Source organism: Bradyrhizobium aeschynomenes (assembly GCF_013178945.1).
Classification (GTDB): domain Bacteria; phylum Pseudomonadota; class Alphaproteobacteria; order Rhizobiales; family Xanthobacteraceae; genus Bradyrhizobium; species Bradyrhizobium aeschynomenes.
This window is the reverse complement of sequence record NZ_JABFDM010000007.1, coordinates 283800-299992: the sequence shown is the minus strand read 5'-3', so window position 1 is coordinate 299992 and position 16193 is coordinate 283800. Positions and strand designations below refer to the sequence as shown.

Sequence of the window (16193 nt, the reverse complement as noted above, 5' to 3'; positions counted from 1 at the left end):
CCCAGACCGGTGAAAAACCTAATGCGACCTGAACGGCGACGGCCGCCGCGAAGATCGCTCGTCGTTTGCAGGCGTAGGCTCTTGCCGTGAAAGCTCCCATTGGGCGATCTCCTCAAGGGTGGTCGTGGTGAAACGTCTTTTGCTCCGCTCGCGATGCGTCGCCTGGTAGTCGACATTCGACATGTCGGATGACAGCACGACCTGGTAGATGGTCCGGGCCGCATCCAGGCTGACGAGCTCGTCGAGGACATCGCGGCGCACCGCTTCCGGATTCCGCTCGCCCGGATCGCCCCATCCGCCGCCGCCGGCCGACTCGATGGAAATGTCCATGGGCCCGCAGCGCAACGTGCCATAGGCCGGTGTTTGAAGAAGGGTGCCATCTGCGGCGCGGCAGCGGATGGAGGCTATGGCCCCGGCCTGTCCGCCCATCACCCCGGACCCGGACGGCCGCCTGCTCGCCTCGTCGCGAAACGTCGTCTCGGTAGGAACCAGCTGGCGGGCCTCGTAGTGAATTCCGGTCCCGCCACGCATCCGGCCAGGACCTCCTCCATCCGTTCGGAACTCCTGGCGGCGGATCTCGACTGGGTAGGCGAGCTCGAGGTCCTCGACATTCGGCAGCACGAGCCCACCGAGGGTATTGACGGTGCCGAGCACGTTGAAGCCATCGCGCTCTGCGACCGCCCCGGCGGCTGGATAGCCCAGCCAATGATAGAGAACAAAGACGTTGCCTTGTCGCGTCGAGCCGGCCGATACGGGGTGCAGCGACTTGCCCCACCCTGCGCAGCTGCGATCGGGCGCGGCGCCCGACAAGGCCTGCCAGCAGGCGGTAATGATCTCGTGCGCCGGATGCGTTGTCGTGAAGCCGACGGGTGCCGGCGATTTCGCGTTCACGATGGTGCCTTCGGGAGCGATGATCTGGATCGCCCGGTAGGCGCCCTCGTTGCGGGGCAAAGACTGGTCCAGGAAGGTCGCGACCGCGAGATAAACGGCGGACGAGGTATTGGCCAAGGGACTGTTCTTGAAGCCTGCGATCTGCGGCGAACAGCCGGAAAAGTCGAACACCAGCCGTTCGCGCTCGACCGTCAGCGACACCTCGATCCGGATATTGGCCTCGGCAAAGCAGTCGTGGTCGCTGACGTCGACGCCGCAGTACCGACCAGGCCGCAACTGCTCGATTTCGGCCTGCATCCGGCGCTCTGCATAGTCGAGCAGGTTTGGAAACAGCCTTTGCGCTTGTTTGCTGCCGAGATCGCGGGCCAGCGATGCGAGTCTTTCGGCGCCGATCCGCGTCGATCCGAGCATGGCGTGGAGGTCGCCGACGAGCAGGTCGGGGCAGCGCGTATTGGCGAGCAGCAACTGCAGGATATCCTCGCGAACGACATCCGTCTGGGCGATCCGCAATGGTGGGATGCGAACGCCTTCATGGAAGATCTCCCGCGCGGCCGCATTATAGGTGCCCGCGACACCTCCCCCGACGTCGGACTGATGGGCGCGATTGCATGAAAAGCCGAACAACACACCTTCGACAAAGACCGGCCGCATCACCGTCCAGTCCGCCAGATGATTGTTGCCCGCCAGATAAGGATCATTGGACAGGAAGACATCGCCCTCGGCGATATCTCCGCCAAAGGCGTGCTTCAGAGCGCGCAACGCAAAGCCGCCGCTCCCGGTGTGAATGGGGATGCCGTCGGCCTGCGCCACCACGGCCCCATCCGCGTCCCCTATGAAGCAGGAAAAGTCGTGAGACTGCGAGAAGATGGGACTGCGCGCGGTCTTCATCATCACCCATCCCATCTGCCGGGTGATATGATCGAGCTGCTTCTGCGTCAGGGCGAGCAAGACGGGATCCATGGTGTTCCCCTATTGGAGCTCGATGATGTAGTTGCCGCCGGAGGTCACCCGGAGCCGATCACCCGCGCCCACGAGGATCGTGGTGGTGCTTTCCTCGACGATGGCCGGGCCGTCGACCAGCCGGTGGGGCGCAAGCGCACTCCCTTTGAACACCGGGACCTCTTTCCAATCATGTTCGGCATCGACCCAGATTTCGCGCCGCTCGCAAGGATCAATTCCACGGCTGCTGGTGTAGTTCGACGCTTGAGCATGCAACCGGGACAGAAGCCCGAAGCCGCTGACCTTGACGGAAACGACCTGATGGCGACCGTCCGGCTGAGTATGACCGAACATGCGTCGATGCTCGGCTTCAAACCGCTCGATGATCGCGGCAATCGGCTCGTCGTCCCGAACGGTGATCGGGATCGATGACTGCTGACCGAAATAGCGCAGGTACCACTGCGTCAGGAAGCGCCGGCGCTCCGGTGGAAAACCTTCCGTCTCCAGCAGAGCTGTTGCCTGCCCGATCAGAGTAGCCGTCAGCCGGTCGAGAATGCCGCGATGTTGCTGCTCCAGTGCGATTGGAATGCTCCGCTGCAGATCGCAGCGCAGGTCGGTGTTGCACATTCCGAACGCGCACAAGACCCCCGCCAGACGCGGCACGAACACGTTCTGGCAGCGTGCCAGCCGCGCAATGCTGCTGGCATGCAGCGCGCCTGCCCCGCCACCAGCAACCAGTGTAAAGCGGTGCGGATCGAGCCCCTTCTCGATGCTGACGTTCTCGACCGCATGCAGCATCGTCTGCTCGGCCAGCCGAATGATGCCGACGGCCGCTTCAAACGGCTGAAGACCGAGTGGCTCGGCGATCTGCGTCCGGATCGCCTCCTCCGCGAGCCAGCGATTCAGAATGATCGCGCCGCCGCCTTGTGCTCCAGGTCGCAGCCTGCCGAGCAGCAGCTGCGCATCGGTCACGGTCGGCTGCATGCCGCCGCGCTCATAGCAAGCCGGCCCCGGATTGGATCCCGCCCCGCGAGGGCCGACGCAGAGCAGCCCTCCTTCGTCAACGCTGGCGATCGAACCGCCGCCGGCACTCACGGTCGTGATTTCGACCGATGGCACCGCAACGCGCAAACGTTCGATGTCGAGGAGATCGGTCATCCCGATCTCGCCTGCATTGACCATCATCACGTCGCAGCTCGTCCCCCCGACCTCGAGCGAGATCAGGTGGTCGGTACCAGCTTCTGTCTGAAAATGGGTGAGGGCACCGGCGGCTGCCGCGGGGCCGGATAGCAGCATGGAAACCGGATGCCTGGCGATCTGAGCCACCGAGACGACGCCGCCATTGCTTTGAACGACCAGTAGCGCGCGCAGGCCCATCGCCCGGAGCTCTCGTTCGAGACCGTTGAGATAGGGGACAACGCGCGGCGCCACATAGGCATTGATCACCGACGTCGATGCCCGCTCGTACTCACCGACGACCGGAGCGAGCTCGCTGGACAAGGTCACCCAAAGCTCCGGGGCATGCGCGGCAATGATGTCACGACAGCGCTGCTCATGGTCGGAATTGCGATAGCTGTGAAGCAGGCAGATGGCGACAGACTCGACGCCGAACGAGAGCATCCGGTCGAGCGCGCGGCGAACGGACGCTGGATCCAGCGGGATGACCGCATTGCCCTCCGCGTCCATCCGCTCGACCACCGACAATCGCCGGTGGCGCGGCACGATGGGATCTGGCCACGGAGCCCGATGGTCCCAGGGATTGTCTCGCCAGCCTCTCCTGATCTCGATGGTATCGCGAAATCCCTCGGTGCCGAGCAGACCCACGACCGCGCCCGTCCTTTCGAGCAAGGTATTGGTCGCGATGGTCGAGCCATGAACGAACAGGTCGGTCCGTGACAACAACAGCGGAAGCGTCAGGCCGAGCTCCAAGGCCGCACGCTCGAGCGCCGCAACCACACCTTTGGCTGGATCGGCCGGCATGCTTGGCGACTTGGTTGCATGCACATGACCGACACCATCGACGATGCTAACGTCGGTGAAGGTCCCGCCGATGTCGACACCGACGCGAAACCCGCCCCTCAATTCACTGTTCATAATACCACCACCCTCATTTTGATGTATCAGACAACAAATTTGTTATGTCAAGAGCCTGTCGCGCGACGGGCTGCAGCTTCTTGAGGGCCCGATCGGCGGCATCATCAGGCCTCAAATACGGGGAATGATGCACCAAATGCCCTGCCGCTGCTTGAAATCCGGCCCCGCTGCACTCAGAGTGCAGCCATGTTCTCAGACCTGACCGACCCCATCCTGAAATCGGCCGCCGAGATGCCTCTCGTGCCGATCGACCGCCAGACCAGCCTTGGTGAACTCGCCTACGCCTCCCTCAAGGAGGCCATCGTGCGAGGTGAGTTCTCGGCTGGACAAAAACTGACGGTGCGCGCCGTTGCCCAGGCGCTCGAAGTCAGCACCACGCCTGCGCGTGATGCCATCATGCGCCTGATCGGCGAGGGTGCCCTCGTCAATGCGGGTCCGAAGACCGTCATCGTGCCGCCCCTGACAAAGGCTGCGCTCGACGAGGTGACCGCGATCCGCCTGGTGCTGGAGGCATTGGCGGCAAAAATCGCCGCGGCAAACATCTCGCCGGAGACCATCGACAGGCTCAAAACCCTGCAATCCCAGATCAATTCGGCGCTCGACGCGGGCAACTATTCTGCCGCCCTGAAGGCCAACAAGGCCTTCCATTTTCTGATCTATCAGACCGCGAACATGCCGCGGCTGACCGCCATGATCGAATCGCTTTGGGTCCGTATCGGCCCCTCTCTGAACGACCTGTACCCGGAATTCGCGACCTCCAGAGTGGGCGTGAGCAACCACATGGAGGCCATCGCGGGCCTGGAAAGCCGGGATGCAGCCCGGGTTCAGGCGGCGATCGAGAAGGACATTCGCGACGGATACCGAAGGCTCGCCACGCGGGTCGGATAGCGTCCTTCCGCAACAAATTTGTTGCATCAAATATCAAATCCGCCTAGTCATGGCTCACTTCAGGCGAAGCGAGAACCATGATGACTGTCCAATCAGCCCTGCCCCAGGCTTCTGCGAGGCAGACCGGACCCGCCCAAGTGGGACCCAGATCCAAAGAGGCCTTTCGGCGCGCGAGTTGCGTTTTTCCCGATGGCACAACCCGGGCGACCATCGAACGGGATCCGCTGCCGCGCTATGTGAGCCACGGTTCAGGCGCCTACGTGTTCGATGCAGATGGGCGGAAATTTCTCGATCTGAATGCCAATTTCACCACCCTGATCCACGGTCACGCGTTCGGTCCCGTCGTGTCGGCGCTCGAGCGGCAGTTGCGCGACGGAACGTGTTTTGCCAATCCAACCGAACGAGAGATCGAACTGGCGGAATTGATCTGCGAGCGGGTCCCCGCCATCGAGCGCATCCGGTTCTGCAACACCGGCACGGAAGCGGTGATGTTCGCCATCAAGGCGGCGCGCGCATGGACCGGACGGCCCGCCATCGCCAAGATCGAGGGCGCCTATCACGGTGCGTATGACTGGGTCGAGGTGAGCCAGTCCAGCGGACCCAGCACTTGGGGGGCACCCGCCGAGCCTCAATCCGTTGCCTACTACAAGGGCCAGCCGGCCTCGGTATTGGATGAGGTGGTGCCGCTGCGCTTCAACGACGTCCAGGGCGCGGTGGACCGGATCGCGCGCAACGCTCATTCCCTGGCGGCCATCGTGATCGATCCGATGCCGAGCCGCGCCGGCCTGATTGCTCCGGATGCCGAATTTGTCGCGGCCATTCAGTCGACCGCCCGAGCTCACAACATCCTCATCATCAGCGATGAGGTGCTGAACTTCCGCCAGGGCTTCGCTGGAGCGTCGGCCCGCTACGGACTCCAGCCAGACCTCTACACGCTCGGCAAGATCATTGGAGGGGGACTTCCGATCGGTGCGATCGCCGGGCGCGCGTCAGTCATGAGCATGTTCGACGCCGGCCAGAGCAGGGCAGCCGTGCCGCAAGGAGGAACGTTCTCGGCGAATCCGATGTCGATGACGGCCGGTCTGATCGCGATGCAGAATCTCGATCACGCAGCCTTTGCCCGTCTGGAGAGACTCGGCGATCTGCTCCGAAGCCGTCTGATGCAGTCGATCGAACGATGGCAGATCGCGTTCTCCGTCACCGGAGCCGCATCGCTGTTTCGCATCCACCCTAAGCGGCGGCCGCCACGAGACTTCCGCGAGGCGTTCTGGTCGCCGAGCGAAGCCGCCATCATGACCGAGATGACGCGTTACTTCGCAACTGAGGGCATCATTCTGCCCAACGGCGCCGCCGCGTGCCTTTCGACCCCGATGCAAGACGGGGACGTCGACCTGATCGGGCAGGTCTTCGAGAATTTTCTGTCCGATGTGGCGCAGAGCTTCGAGTGGGGTCAACCGTGAATCAGATCGAGAACGAGAACATCACCGTCGCCGAGCGAATCGCACTGGCTCTCAAGCGACACGGCGTCGAGATCATCTTTGCCCAGAGCCTTCCTTCGGCCGTCATCCTGGCCGCTGAAGCCATTGGCATCAGGCAGGTGGCCTACCGGCAGGAGAATATGGGCGGCGCCATGGCAGATGGCTATGCCCGCATGTCCGGCCGGATTGCCGTCGTCGCTGCGCAGAACGGCCCTGCTGCAACCCTCCTGGTGCCGCCGCTGGCCGAAGCTTACAAGGCCAGCATTCCCGTGGTGGCCCTGGTTCAGGACGTCGAACGTCCTCAGCTGGACCGCAACGCGTTTCAGGATCTCGACCACGTGGCGTTGTTCGCGCCTTGCGCCAAGTCGGTCCGTCGCATGCTGACCGCTGATCGCGTCGACGACTATGTCGATGCAGCCTTTGTTGCCGCCGGAAGCGGACGTCCCGGCCCGGCAGTTCTGCTTCTGCCCGCCGATCTGCTGCGCGAACGCGCTACTACACCGCGACTGCAGCGGAGCGCCAGCTACGGTCAATGGCCGATCGACCGTACTGGTCCTTCGAAAGAGCTCATCGAAGCCGCAGCCGACCTGATCGCCGCAGCTCGTGCACCTGCCATCATCGCAGGCGGCGGCGCCACGTCCAAAGGTGCTGCCGAGGCGCTTGCCCAGCTGCAGGACACAGCTCACCTGCCCGTCTTCACGACCAACATGGGCAAAGGCAGCGTCGACGAGCACCACCCGCTGTCGTGCGGCGTTCTGGGAGCCTTGAACGGGCCCGGCTCGCTTGGACGGCATACGCGCCGGCTGCTCGACGCGGCCGACACGGTCCTCCTGGTAGGCTCCCGCACCAATCAGAACGGCACCGACAGCTGGCGACTGATCCCGCCGAGCGCCAAGATCATCCATATCGACATCGATCCGCAGGAGATCGGGCGCAACTACGAAGCGCTGCGTCTGGTCGGCGATGCAGCCACGACGCTCAAGCTGTTGTGTTCGGCGATACAGGCCCGCGATCTCCGAATGCGGCAGCGACAACGTGGTGAGCTCGAGAGTCGGATCGCCGCGGCATGGCGGCAGTTCGAGAGCGACCGCGGCCGGGTCAGGGACGCGAACTTGTCGCCCATCCGTCCTGAGCGGATCATGAAGGAGCTCCAGAGCCACCTCACGTCCAAGACGACCGTCGTCGCGGACGCGAGCTATGCTTCGATGTGGATCGTCGGCCAGCTGCGAGGCCTGCGCACCGGAATGCGCTTCATCACGCCGCGGGGACTTGCCGGGCTCGGCTGGGGCCTGCCTCTGGCGATCGGCGCCAAGCTTGCCGACCCTCAACATCCTGTCGTAGCGGTGGTAGGTGATGGCGGATTTGCTCATAGCTGGGCCGAACTCGAAACCATGGTTCGCAGCCGCATCGCCGTCGTCGTCATCGTCCTCAACAACGGCGTTCTTGGCTATCAGAAGGACGCCGAGACCGCGAAGTTCGGCCGGTTCACCAGCGCTTGCCATTTTAGCCCGGTCTCTCATGCCGAGATCGCGCAAGCCTGCGGTTGCGCCGCCATTCGAGTCACCGCCCCCGGCGAGCTTGCAACTGCGCTGGGGACCGCACTGACCGCCGAGCGCCCCTGGCTGATCGACGTGATCAGCGCGGCTGACGCCCACCCGCCACTGTCGCTCTACGATGGCACCCTCGACCGGCCCGAATTGGTCGAACCCGCGGTGTGATCGTCGGGTCAGGCGGCGAATTCACCACCGGTGACATCGAGTGTTGCCCCGGTCAGGAAGGCCGCGGCCGGTGAGCTGACGAGAAAGCCGACGAGTCCCGCAACCTCGTCGGCCGTTCCAAAGCGCCCAAGCGGGATCCGGCTGAGCGCAGCACGGTTGACCTCGCTGTCGGCAGGCCCCGTCATGTCGCTCAGGATCCGGCCAGGGGCCACGCAGTTGACGGTGATGCCAAACGGAGCCAGGTCGCGGGCTGCGGCACGGGTGAGACCGACAAGACCTGCCTTTGAAGCCGCGTAGTGCGGGCCAGCTATTTGGGGGATGGCGCGTCCCGCAAGCGAGCCGATGTTGACGATCCGTCCCGCACGCCTCCGTATCATCGCCGGCGCGACCAGGCGGGTCAGCATGAAGGGTGCGTTCAGATTGACGGCAAGGACGTGCTGCCATTCCTCTGATGTCGTCTGCGTCACCCACGGCGACTCCGGATCGCTGCGCTTGGGTGAGATGCCGGCATTGTTCACCAGCACGGCCACGTCATCCCAGCGCCGGCGCAGCCGTTCGACGAACGCTGCCATCTTCTCAGGACAGGTCACATCGATTGCTTCGGCCATCAGCCTAGCTTGATCGTAACCGAGATGATCGAGAGCTCGGGCGACGTGGTCCTGCTGTCTGGCCACGAACGCCACCCGGAAACCCTCTTCAACAAGACGGCGCACAATGGCAAGACCGATACCACCGGCCCCCCCTGTCACCAGAGCCACTCTGGATGTACCCTGCGCTTCCGACATGATCAGACCGTCGCGACTGGCGTGACCGGAGATCCGACCGCACCAGGCAATCGCAACGGCGGAGCGGTCAGAAGAAAACAGTTTCGCTCGTGACTTCTCAACCACGCGGCAAGCTCGGACAGGTACCAGAGCTCGCCGAGTGCGATTCCGGCCTTGAACAGGCAGAATTCGTGGAGCGGCAGCGTCGCGCGGCGGTCGTGATCAGCAGGGCGCGCCGGCAGGGCTTCGACGCCAATGTTGTCCGAGATCAGCGCCGACAAGCCACTGTCATCGATCCAGCCCAGCAGCTTCCGGTCACGCCCATCCAGCTCCGCACAACGGGCGGGATGCGCATCGGCAGGATCGAGAGCGCCCGAAGCTGCGAGGACGCGATCCCCGAAGCCCGAATAGAAGCAGACCAGGTCGCCCCGTTGGACCTCTACCCGGTCTGCTTCGATGATCCGCATCAGATCGTCGTAGCCAACCAGGTGCCGATCGGGCCCGAGGTGATGTCGCAAATCGATGAGAACACCCCGTCCCTGAATACAGGCGCGCGCCATGGTGTCGACACCGAGTCGAAACGTTCGCGCCGCTCCTGTCTCGGGATCGGGCGCGGCAACGTCACGCCCTGCGCGCCAGCCGTTATAATAAAGCGGCTCGGGGACGCCGTCGTCATCGGCATCGAAGCTCTGCCCAACGTGGGCGAACGTATCCCAATGGGTTGAATACTGTGTCGCAAGCGTGACCACGTCGTCGCTCACGATATCGGTCGCCCCTGGCTGCTCGATGGCAAGTGGATAGTTGTAGTTCAGCGTGCCGTCTTCGCCGCGGGCAAGAGCCGAAAGCCTGGGTGGATGTCGGAGACGGTGGATCACGGTCCCCCCCGGCAGGTTGAGAGGAAGGCTGAGACAGAATGTCAGGCCCTCCTGGACGTACCGTGCCGCCCGCCTGCGGACCTCCGGGGTCAGGTAGTTCAGCCGGCCAAGCTCGTCATCATCACCGAAATCTCCCCAGTTCGAGCCGATCGGCCGTCGTTGCCAACGCTTAAACATGATGGGCCCCCGATTGAATATGGCCCGCAGCTACAGAGCCCGACGCCGCGTTTGGAACGAGAGGTGGCGCCGGCAGATCTTGATTCACGTCGAGATTGCGATAGACGCCGCGGCCGTCGATCTCGGCAATCACAGCCCGCTCCGCTTTCGACGGATCACGTTGGCCGATCGCTTCAACGATGTCGCCGAGACGCATCGTTATTTCCCGTCGCGTGTCAGGATTCTCAGCCTTCTGGGTAAAGGTCGGTCCAAATCGGCACCAGATTCTGTCGACGAACATCGACAGGACGCTCGGTTCGGATAGGCCGAGAAGCGCTCCGCGCAACGCCCAGACCGCGGACGCAAACTGCACCGCCCGAGCTGTCTCGGCTGCCCTGCAGACATCGGTGTGGAGCAGCTTGAAGGCGCGCCAATCGGCTTTGCGGTGCATCTCCGCAGCATTCGCAAAAGCCAGCCGTTCGACGGCGATTCGGAGCCGGTGGAGTTCTTCCAGCTCGGCAGCTCCGAGGGTCGGCACGATGACACCGAACTCGCGGCTCTGTTGCAGGGCATCTGCGGCCGCAAGGCGGGACAGAGCGTCCCTCACAGGAGTCGGGCTCGTTCCGAGCAGACGTGCCAGCACGCCCAACGTCATCTGCTGACCCGGGCGGACCTCACCCACGATAAGCATGTGGCGAAGCCGCGTGAATGTGCCCTCGGCCAGTGAAGGGGCAGGAATGCGCGCGCCTTGCGCCATCGTCTGGCGCACAGCCGGCTGATGTTGGCCGGACGCAAGTAGCAGCCGAGCCGTCCTGCCGTAGCGAGCGCTCTCGGCGCTCGCGTTCACTTCATCACCATCTCGTCTTATCATTCACAGTCTCCACCGGCCAACCGCAGGCTCTGAACTTGAGCGTCTGGCTCCTGGTGATCAGGCTGACGCGGCCATTGCTTCCGGCTGACGCAACCCCGCGGACTTGCCCAGAATGCAGGCGCACAGCCGCTCGATGTCTTCGACGTCGTGGTCGGCCGTCAGACAAACCCTGACGCCGGCCTTGCCTTGGGCAACCGTCGGAAAGAAGGTGACCGAGGTGTAGAAGCCCGCATCGAGCAGTTCACGCGCCAGGGCGATGGCAGCCGTTTCCGAGCCGACCGTGATCATGCGGATCGGCAGCGAATTGCCGCTATCGGCCGTCGGAATGCGCCGGTCGAAAAGACCGATGCGCTGGGCCAGTCGACGCTGTCGCTGTCCAAGCTCCGCCGAGCGGTGGATTCTGCACGAGCCGAGAGCTGCCCCGACCGCCGCGAGATTCGCAGCCGCCGAGAATGCATGCGGAAGAGCGTAGCGGCGGAACAGCGCCTCCTGCTCTGCCGTCCCCAGCATCAGAACGCCTCCGGATGCACCGAAACCCTTGCCGAGGGAGGCCGCAATGATGGTGCGATCACCGATGTCGCTGCCGAACTGCGAACGTGCGAACCCTTGGCCCTGATCCCCGAACAGCGACACGCCATGCGCGTCGTCGATATAGAGGAACAGTCCATATTGCTGCTGGAGCCTCAGCAGTTCCGGGATCGGCGCGTGTCCGCCCATCGAGTAGACGCCGTCACAGACATAGGCGACCACCGGCTCTTCGCGGCAGAGCTTCTCCAGCGCGGCAATGTCGTTGTGGGGAATGGTTTCGACCCGGGTCTCGTCGGCGACCACCGGCTTGTGATAGGCGAGAGAGATATGGGCAAGGCGATCGAAGGCCACGACCGGCTTGACGCCGCCTGTCAGAAGGCCGGAAGCCAGGATCGGCATGGCACCGAGATTGGCCAGCATCACGGTCGAGAATGCGATCACCCGAGCCGAAAACATCTCCGACAGCGTGGCTTCCAATTCCGAGAGCAGGTCGAAGTTGAGGCGCGTGCGAGCGCACGACCAGTGCACGGAACGGTGCGCTTCTATTGCGTCAATGGCGCCGGAGACGATCACCGGATGATTGTCGAGGCCGAGATATGAGCATCGGACGAAATCGATCGCGTGCGGCCTGCTCTTGAGATCGCCGACGCCGAGCGCAACGGCGCGGCCGCGCAGCGAACGCCCGTAGACGGCCATGAGTCCGGCGTCATGTGCCGCATCGAAATGCGATCTACTCTCGTTGATCACATAGGCGGTGTTGCGAAAGCGTCCTACCGGACGAGCATTGCCAGAGAGATCCATCGCGTGTTGCATGATATCGTTTCCTCGTTCGCCGGAGGTGACCGACTTGTATTCATGTGCATACGATTAGCTTGGCCGATTGATCTCGCCGCTCGCCGGTCAGGCTCTTGCGGCTCGATTTCCTCATTGGTAGATCACGCCTGCTTCTTTGTGCAGCTACCAACCTAGATAGCGAACGGTCAGCCGCCAGGCGCCAGGTCCGGGGCAGGTGGACACGCGGAGCGGGCGCGGCGGCAAGCACGGCGCGGCGGACGGTCCGCCCGTTACGTCCAATCACCGCATTGGTCTGGAATCGGGCAGGAACGGACCCGCACAGGGAGGCGTCTGCCGACAGCCGCGCCGAAGCCTCGTTCTGTCACCAATCAGACAGGAGGCGCGCGGAGTCAGCTCTGGTCGGCGACGTCGGTCTCCGCCGGAAGGGACGAGTTTGATAAGCCCGGGATTTCGATCAATCCAAGCCTGATCGCTTTTACGACGGCGACCGTCCGGCTGGTCGTGTCGAGCTTTCTCATGACTTTCTTGATATGAAAGTTAATCGTGTTCTCGCTGATTTTGAGAATGATCCCGATATCCCAGGAGGTCTTGCCCTCTGCGGTCCACCTCAGGCATTCGCGTTCGCGCTGCGAAAGCGTGATTGCCCTGTTGTCCAACGCTGGACGGGAAAGCTCGCCAAAGGCGACATGGAACTGACACGCCAAGGCGTGAAGATGCCTGATCTGGCGAACAGGATCAGCGTCATTGAAGCGGGATGCAAATGAAAGCACGGCGATGCGTCCTGACGGCCCAAACAACGGCACGCTCACCCCGTGCTTGAGACCTGCTTCGCGGCTCTCGTTGATGACCAATCGCTCACCGGCCTGGAGCCGCTTCTGCTTGAGCAACTGATCCCACATGAATGGCCTGGTGTGAGACGCCGTTCGCCTGACGACCGGGTCGATGTTGTAGTACTTGCGCTCGAAATAGTGCTTGCGCCAATCGAGCGGAAAGTTGAGAGCGATGGCCGGCATCGGATGCTCCGGCAGCCGTACCGTCTCTTCATAGTTCAAGGCGCCATAAGCCACCTCGCCGAATCCTTGATCGGCTGCAGAACCGACAAGAAGATCGAACAGGTCGGACAGCGACTGCGTGCGGTTTGCACAATCGATGAAGCTGAAGAGGTCCATTGCTACCTCACGGCAGACAAAGCTGCGCGAACTTCTGCCCAGATGTGATCGTAAAAACCGAATCCGTCTCGACGTCCCGATCGCCGACGGTCCGTTGTTGCCCCCTCGTCGGCCTCGATCAAGGCGAGAAGCAGGCGCTTGCTTGTCCAAACCTCAACCCAACCTGAGGTAGACTGTATCATCATACACTCCATCGTGCAATTGACGATCATATGCGCTTCTGCTTGTGAAAGCCGTGATGTCATGTGCATTGCCATCCTGCAGGATCGGCGACCTGGCGATCTTGCCGCCTCGGCTGGCTCGATCACGCAGCAAAAAGGCCAGCGGGATAAGCACCAATGGGCATCCCTTGCATCCAAACGAAACTGGCATTCATGACGTGCGGAACATGCCTGCCGGAGGGCTTTTCCCGCACGCAGCATCTGCAACTCAGGCTTTGCGGCGATCCCCGCTGCCGTTCATCCGGCCAAGGGTGAGCCCTGCAAAAGCCAAGAATTCCACCCGATTGCAACTCAGAATTGCGTCTAATTGTAGGTGATATTGGGGCGCGGTTTAACAGATGCCGTCGCCTGAGAAGGCAGCGCTACAGCAGCCGCCGGGCGAGTACAGCAGCTACTCGACTGGGTAGCTCCCTGGCCGGCGACGAGCCCATTAGTCTGCCGTCTTCCTGTCAGGCGGCTTGTTGGAAGATGCTCATGCGTACCCTTTCAATCAGGTGGGACAACATCCATAGGCATGGTGAGGCGTGGATTTCGCACCATCGCCTGCGGTACAGGATGTTCGTCGAGCGCCAGGGGTGGTCCGTGCCTCATTATCGGTGCATGGAATATGATGAGTTCGACACGCCGGCAGCCACCTACATTCTGGTGGTAGACGAGCACGATCAGGCGCTGGGAACTGCCCGGCTGATTCCGACCACGCGCCCCTACATGGTCAAGTCGTTGTGGCCCGACCTGGTTGAAGGCTCGCTGCCGCATTCAGACGAGGTCTGGGAAGCATCGCGATTCGGCTGCGATCGCGCGCTGAGCGCGGGCGGGCGGCGCCGAGTGATCGGCCAGCTCATCCAGGCCTGTCAGGAATTCGGCCTCGCAAACGGCATCTCGTCCTATCTGGGCGTCATGCCCAGCTGGATCTTCAAGAATGTCATCGCCGCCCATGGCTGCCCTGTAAGGCCAATTGGGGTCACGCTGCCATTGCAAGGGCATGACATTGGGGCAGCCTATATCGGGGTATCGTCAGCGGTGCTGGAATTGGTTCGCCAGCATACCGGGATTCCGAAGGTACTGGATGAGAGCCCCTCCTCTGTCAAGCCGATCCCATCCGCACTGTCCCCGCGCCTGGCTGAGGACGCTCCATCGGAGCCTGTGGATGGACTGCCGCGCAGCTCGCAGCCTGAAGGGCTCGTGGAGGCCGAATGAGCGCGATCCGGAACCTTCGGCCGTCTTGCTGCCGCGGGATCCGCAAGCTTGCAGCGCTTGCATCAGACTTCAGGCCTGAGCTCGTTTGATCATTTCTGAAGGAGAAGCAGCATCACCGTGGCCGGTGGCCATCACTGCGCCCGGTCCTTCACCAAGGATCCTGGTATGCTGGATTGGGCACTCATGGACGCTCCCTGCTTCAGGAACGCCGAAAGTATCCGTCTCGCGTCCTCTCCGGATAGCTGTTTGTCGGGTGCGGCCGCGATCTGGCGGAGGTTGGCCAGCCTTGTCGTGCCAAAGATGCAGGATGACACCTGTCTCAGGCCCAAGACATATGACATGGCAGCTTGGGACGCTGACATTCCTTCAATGCCGGCGAGTGCGGGCCGGACGTCCCTCGCCACCTCCGCAAGGCGGCGCGCATCTCTGTTCAGAAGAGAACGCGCCAAATACCAGAGATCGGCCTGGGTGCGGGGGCGGCCGATCTTCCCTCCGATGAGATGGCCCTGGGCCAGAACGGTGCCGGCGATGACGGCAACGCCCGCCCTGTGAAGATAGTCGACGACTGGCAGCCGATCGAGCTGGGCTACGTTCAGATCGATGAGGGCAACATCGAAGACGCCGTCAAGATCGGCAATATATCTCATGTTCGCCTCGGAATGCGTATTGATTCCCAGAAGACGGAACATGCCGCGCTGACGCATCCCTTGCAGTCTTGTCAGCAATTCGTCCGTCAAGGAGGCTGGCGGGAAGCTGTGGAGGTAGAAGATATCGATATAGTCCACGCCAAGGTTCTGGATGCTCTTGGCGCACGCTTGTTCAATATAGTCCGGGCTGTGATCCTGGGTTTTTACATCCCGGAGCGACAGCAGAGGCTTGCGGCGCAGCGTGCCTGCCTTGGTGGATACGACGATCTTCGAGCGGTCCGTACGCCGCAGGATTTCAGACAAGGCTCGACCAAGACGCGGCTCGGCATTGTAGTCGCAATAATTATGTCCCGTATCAAAATGGTTGATGCCGAGCTCGAAGGCCTCATGCACGATTTCGATCGCTTGACGCTCGTCGAACCGCCTGTTTCCCCAAAACCCCGAGCAGCCCAACCCGATCTCGGAAACGGCAATGTCACGAATTTCCCGATATTTCATAACGCGGCAACAGCAATCCATAGAAATATTTCAGCCCAAACAACCATGCCGCGGTCACGTGCACAAGCTTCAACCGTCAACTGGGACAGGATTCCTTCTTGGAACCCACATCGTGCCGCGATGCAGCTCGGAGTTGAGCCTTGCTGTTGCTCAACGAACCCAGCCCACCTCTGAGGCTGAGCGCCGGCCGTTCCACTTTGCTTCGGCGAGCAGGCGACCGCGGCTGCGGGTCATTTGGCCTTGGGGACTGATGTCCGCTTCGACTTGGCAAACGCTCGATCAGTCGCCATGAAGCGTGCCACCATTGCCGAGGCGAGCCGACCAAGATCGTTGGCCGGCTGATCCGAATGGCGGCCAACAGCCGCGGCATAGGCCTGCAGATCGCGAAACACGCTGGCTGACAGTTCGACCGTGATCTTGACGGGCTTCTCGTCGGGAAGTTCCGAAATCTTCAGCTTCGCCAT

13 protein-coding genes are annotated in these 16193 nt (G+C 62.5%); 4 read left to right on the top strand and 9 right to left on the bottom strand.

All coding sequences use genetic code 11. The features are described 5' to 3' along the window. Positions 1-18: 18 nt before the first annotated feature. A complete protein-coding gene (locus HL666_RS21785) occupies positions 19-1851 on the bottom strand; it encodes a hydantoinase B/oxoprolinase family protein (RefSeq protein ID WP_172183505.1) in 1833 nt (610 codons plus the stop codon). 9 nt (positions 1852-1860) lie between these two features. Beyond that, complete coding sequence (locus HL666_RS21780; protein ID WP_172183503.1) at positions 1861-3924, bottom strand: hydantoinase/oxoprolinase family protein; 2064 nt, start codon at positions 3922-3924, stop codon at positions 1861-1863. A gap of 186 nt (positions 3925-4110) precedes the next feature. Here HL666_RS21780 and HL666_RS21775 point away from each other — a divergent pair, with 186 nt between their 5' ends. The 3 genes from HL666_RS21775 (at position 4111) to HL666_RS21765 (ending at position 8008) form a co-directional block, all read left to right on the top strand. Next, complete coding sequence (locus HL666_RS21775) at positions 4111-4812, top strand: GntR family transcriptional regulator (protein WP_246741590.1); 702 nt, start codon at positions 4111-4113, stop codon at positions 4810-4812. Positions 4813-4892: 80 nt separating this feature from the next. Further along, positions 4893-6272 (top strand): aspartate aminotransferase family protein, encoded by a 1380-nt coding sequence (locus tag HL666_RS21770; protein ID WP_172183501.1) that lies wholly within the window; start codon positions 4893-4895, stop codon positions 6270-6272. A gap of 5 nt (positions 6273-6277) precedes the next feature. After that, positions 6278-8008: an acetolactate synthase catalytic subunit gene (locus HL666_RS21765; RefSeq protein WP_376698612.1), complete on the top strand. Its 1731-nt coding sequence runs from the start codon at positions 6278-6280 to the stop codon at positions 8006-8008. 8 nt (positions 8009-8016) lie between these two features. On the opposite strand, the gene HL666_RS21760 is transcribed toward HL666_RS21765, so the two are convergent. The 5 genes from HL666_RS21760 to HL666_RS21740 form a co-directional block, all read right to left on the bottom strand. After that, a complete protein-coding gene (locus tag HL666_RS21760; protein ID WP_172183497.1) occupies positions 8017-8793 on the bottom strand; it encodes an SDR family NAD(P)-dependent oxidoreductase in 777 nt (258 codons plus the stop codon). Between the two features lie 2 nt (positions 8794-8795). Next, positions 8796-9824 (bottom strand): cyclase family protein, encoded by a 1029-nt coding sequence (locus HL666_RS21755; RefSeq protein ID WP_172183496.1) that lies wholly within the window; start codon positions 9822-9824, stop codon positions 8796-8798. Then, positions 9817-10674, bottom strand: coding sequence for a GntR family transcriptional regulator (locus tag HL666_RS21750; protein ID WP_172183494.1), 858 nt, complete (start codon positions 10672-10674; stop codon positions 9817-9819). The genes HL666_RS21755 and HL666_RS21750 overlap by 8 nt, the downstream gene beginning before the upstream one ends. Before the next feature lie 57 nt (positions 10675-10731). Next, positions 10732-12015, bottom strand: coding sequence for an aminotransferase class I/II-fold pyridoxal phosphate-dependent enzyme (locus HL666_RS21745; RefSeq protein WP_246741589.1), 1284 nt, complete (start codon positions 12013-12015; stop codon positions 10732-10734). A 371-nt stretch (positions 12016-12386) separates the two neighbouring features. Continuing rightward, on the bottom strand, positions 12387-13166 hold the full coding sequence (locus HL666_RS21740; RefSeq protein WP_172183493.1) for a helix-turn-helix transcriptional regulator: 780 nt from the start codon (positions 13164-13166) through the stop codon (positions 12387-12389). Positions 13167-13861: 695 nt separating this feature from the next. On the opposite strand from HL666_RS21740, the gene HL666_RS21735 reads away from it, so the two are divergent. Continuing rightward, positions 13862-14584, top strand: coding sequence for an acyl-homoserine-lactone synthase (locus HL666_RS21735; RefSeq protein WP_172183491.1), 723 nt, complete (start codon positions 13862-13864; stop codon positions 14582-14584). A gap of 131 nt (positions 14585-14715) precedes the next feature. Here HL666_RS21735 and HL666_RS21730 read toward each other — a convergent pair whose 3' ends face one another. Next, positions 14716-15729, bottom strand: a complete 1014-nt coding sequence (locus tag HL666_RS21730; RefSeq protein WP_172111434.1) for an aldo/keto reductase — start codon at positions 15727-15729, stop codon at positions 14716-14718. Positions 15730-15959: 230 nt separating this feature from the next. Next, a complete protein-coding gene (locus HL666_RS21725) occupies positions 15960-16193 on the bottom strand; it encodes a DUF2274 domain-containing protein (protein WP_172183688.1) in 234 nt (77 codons plus the stop codon).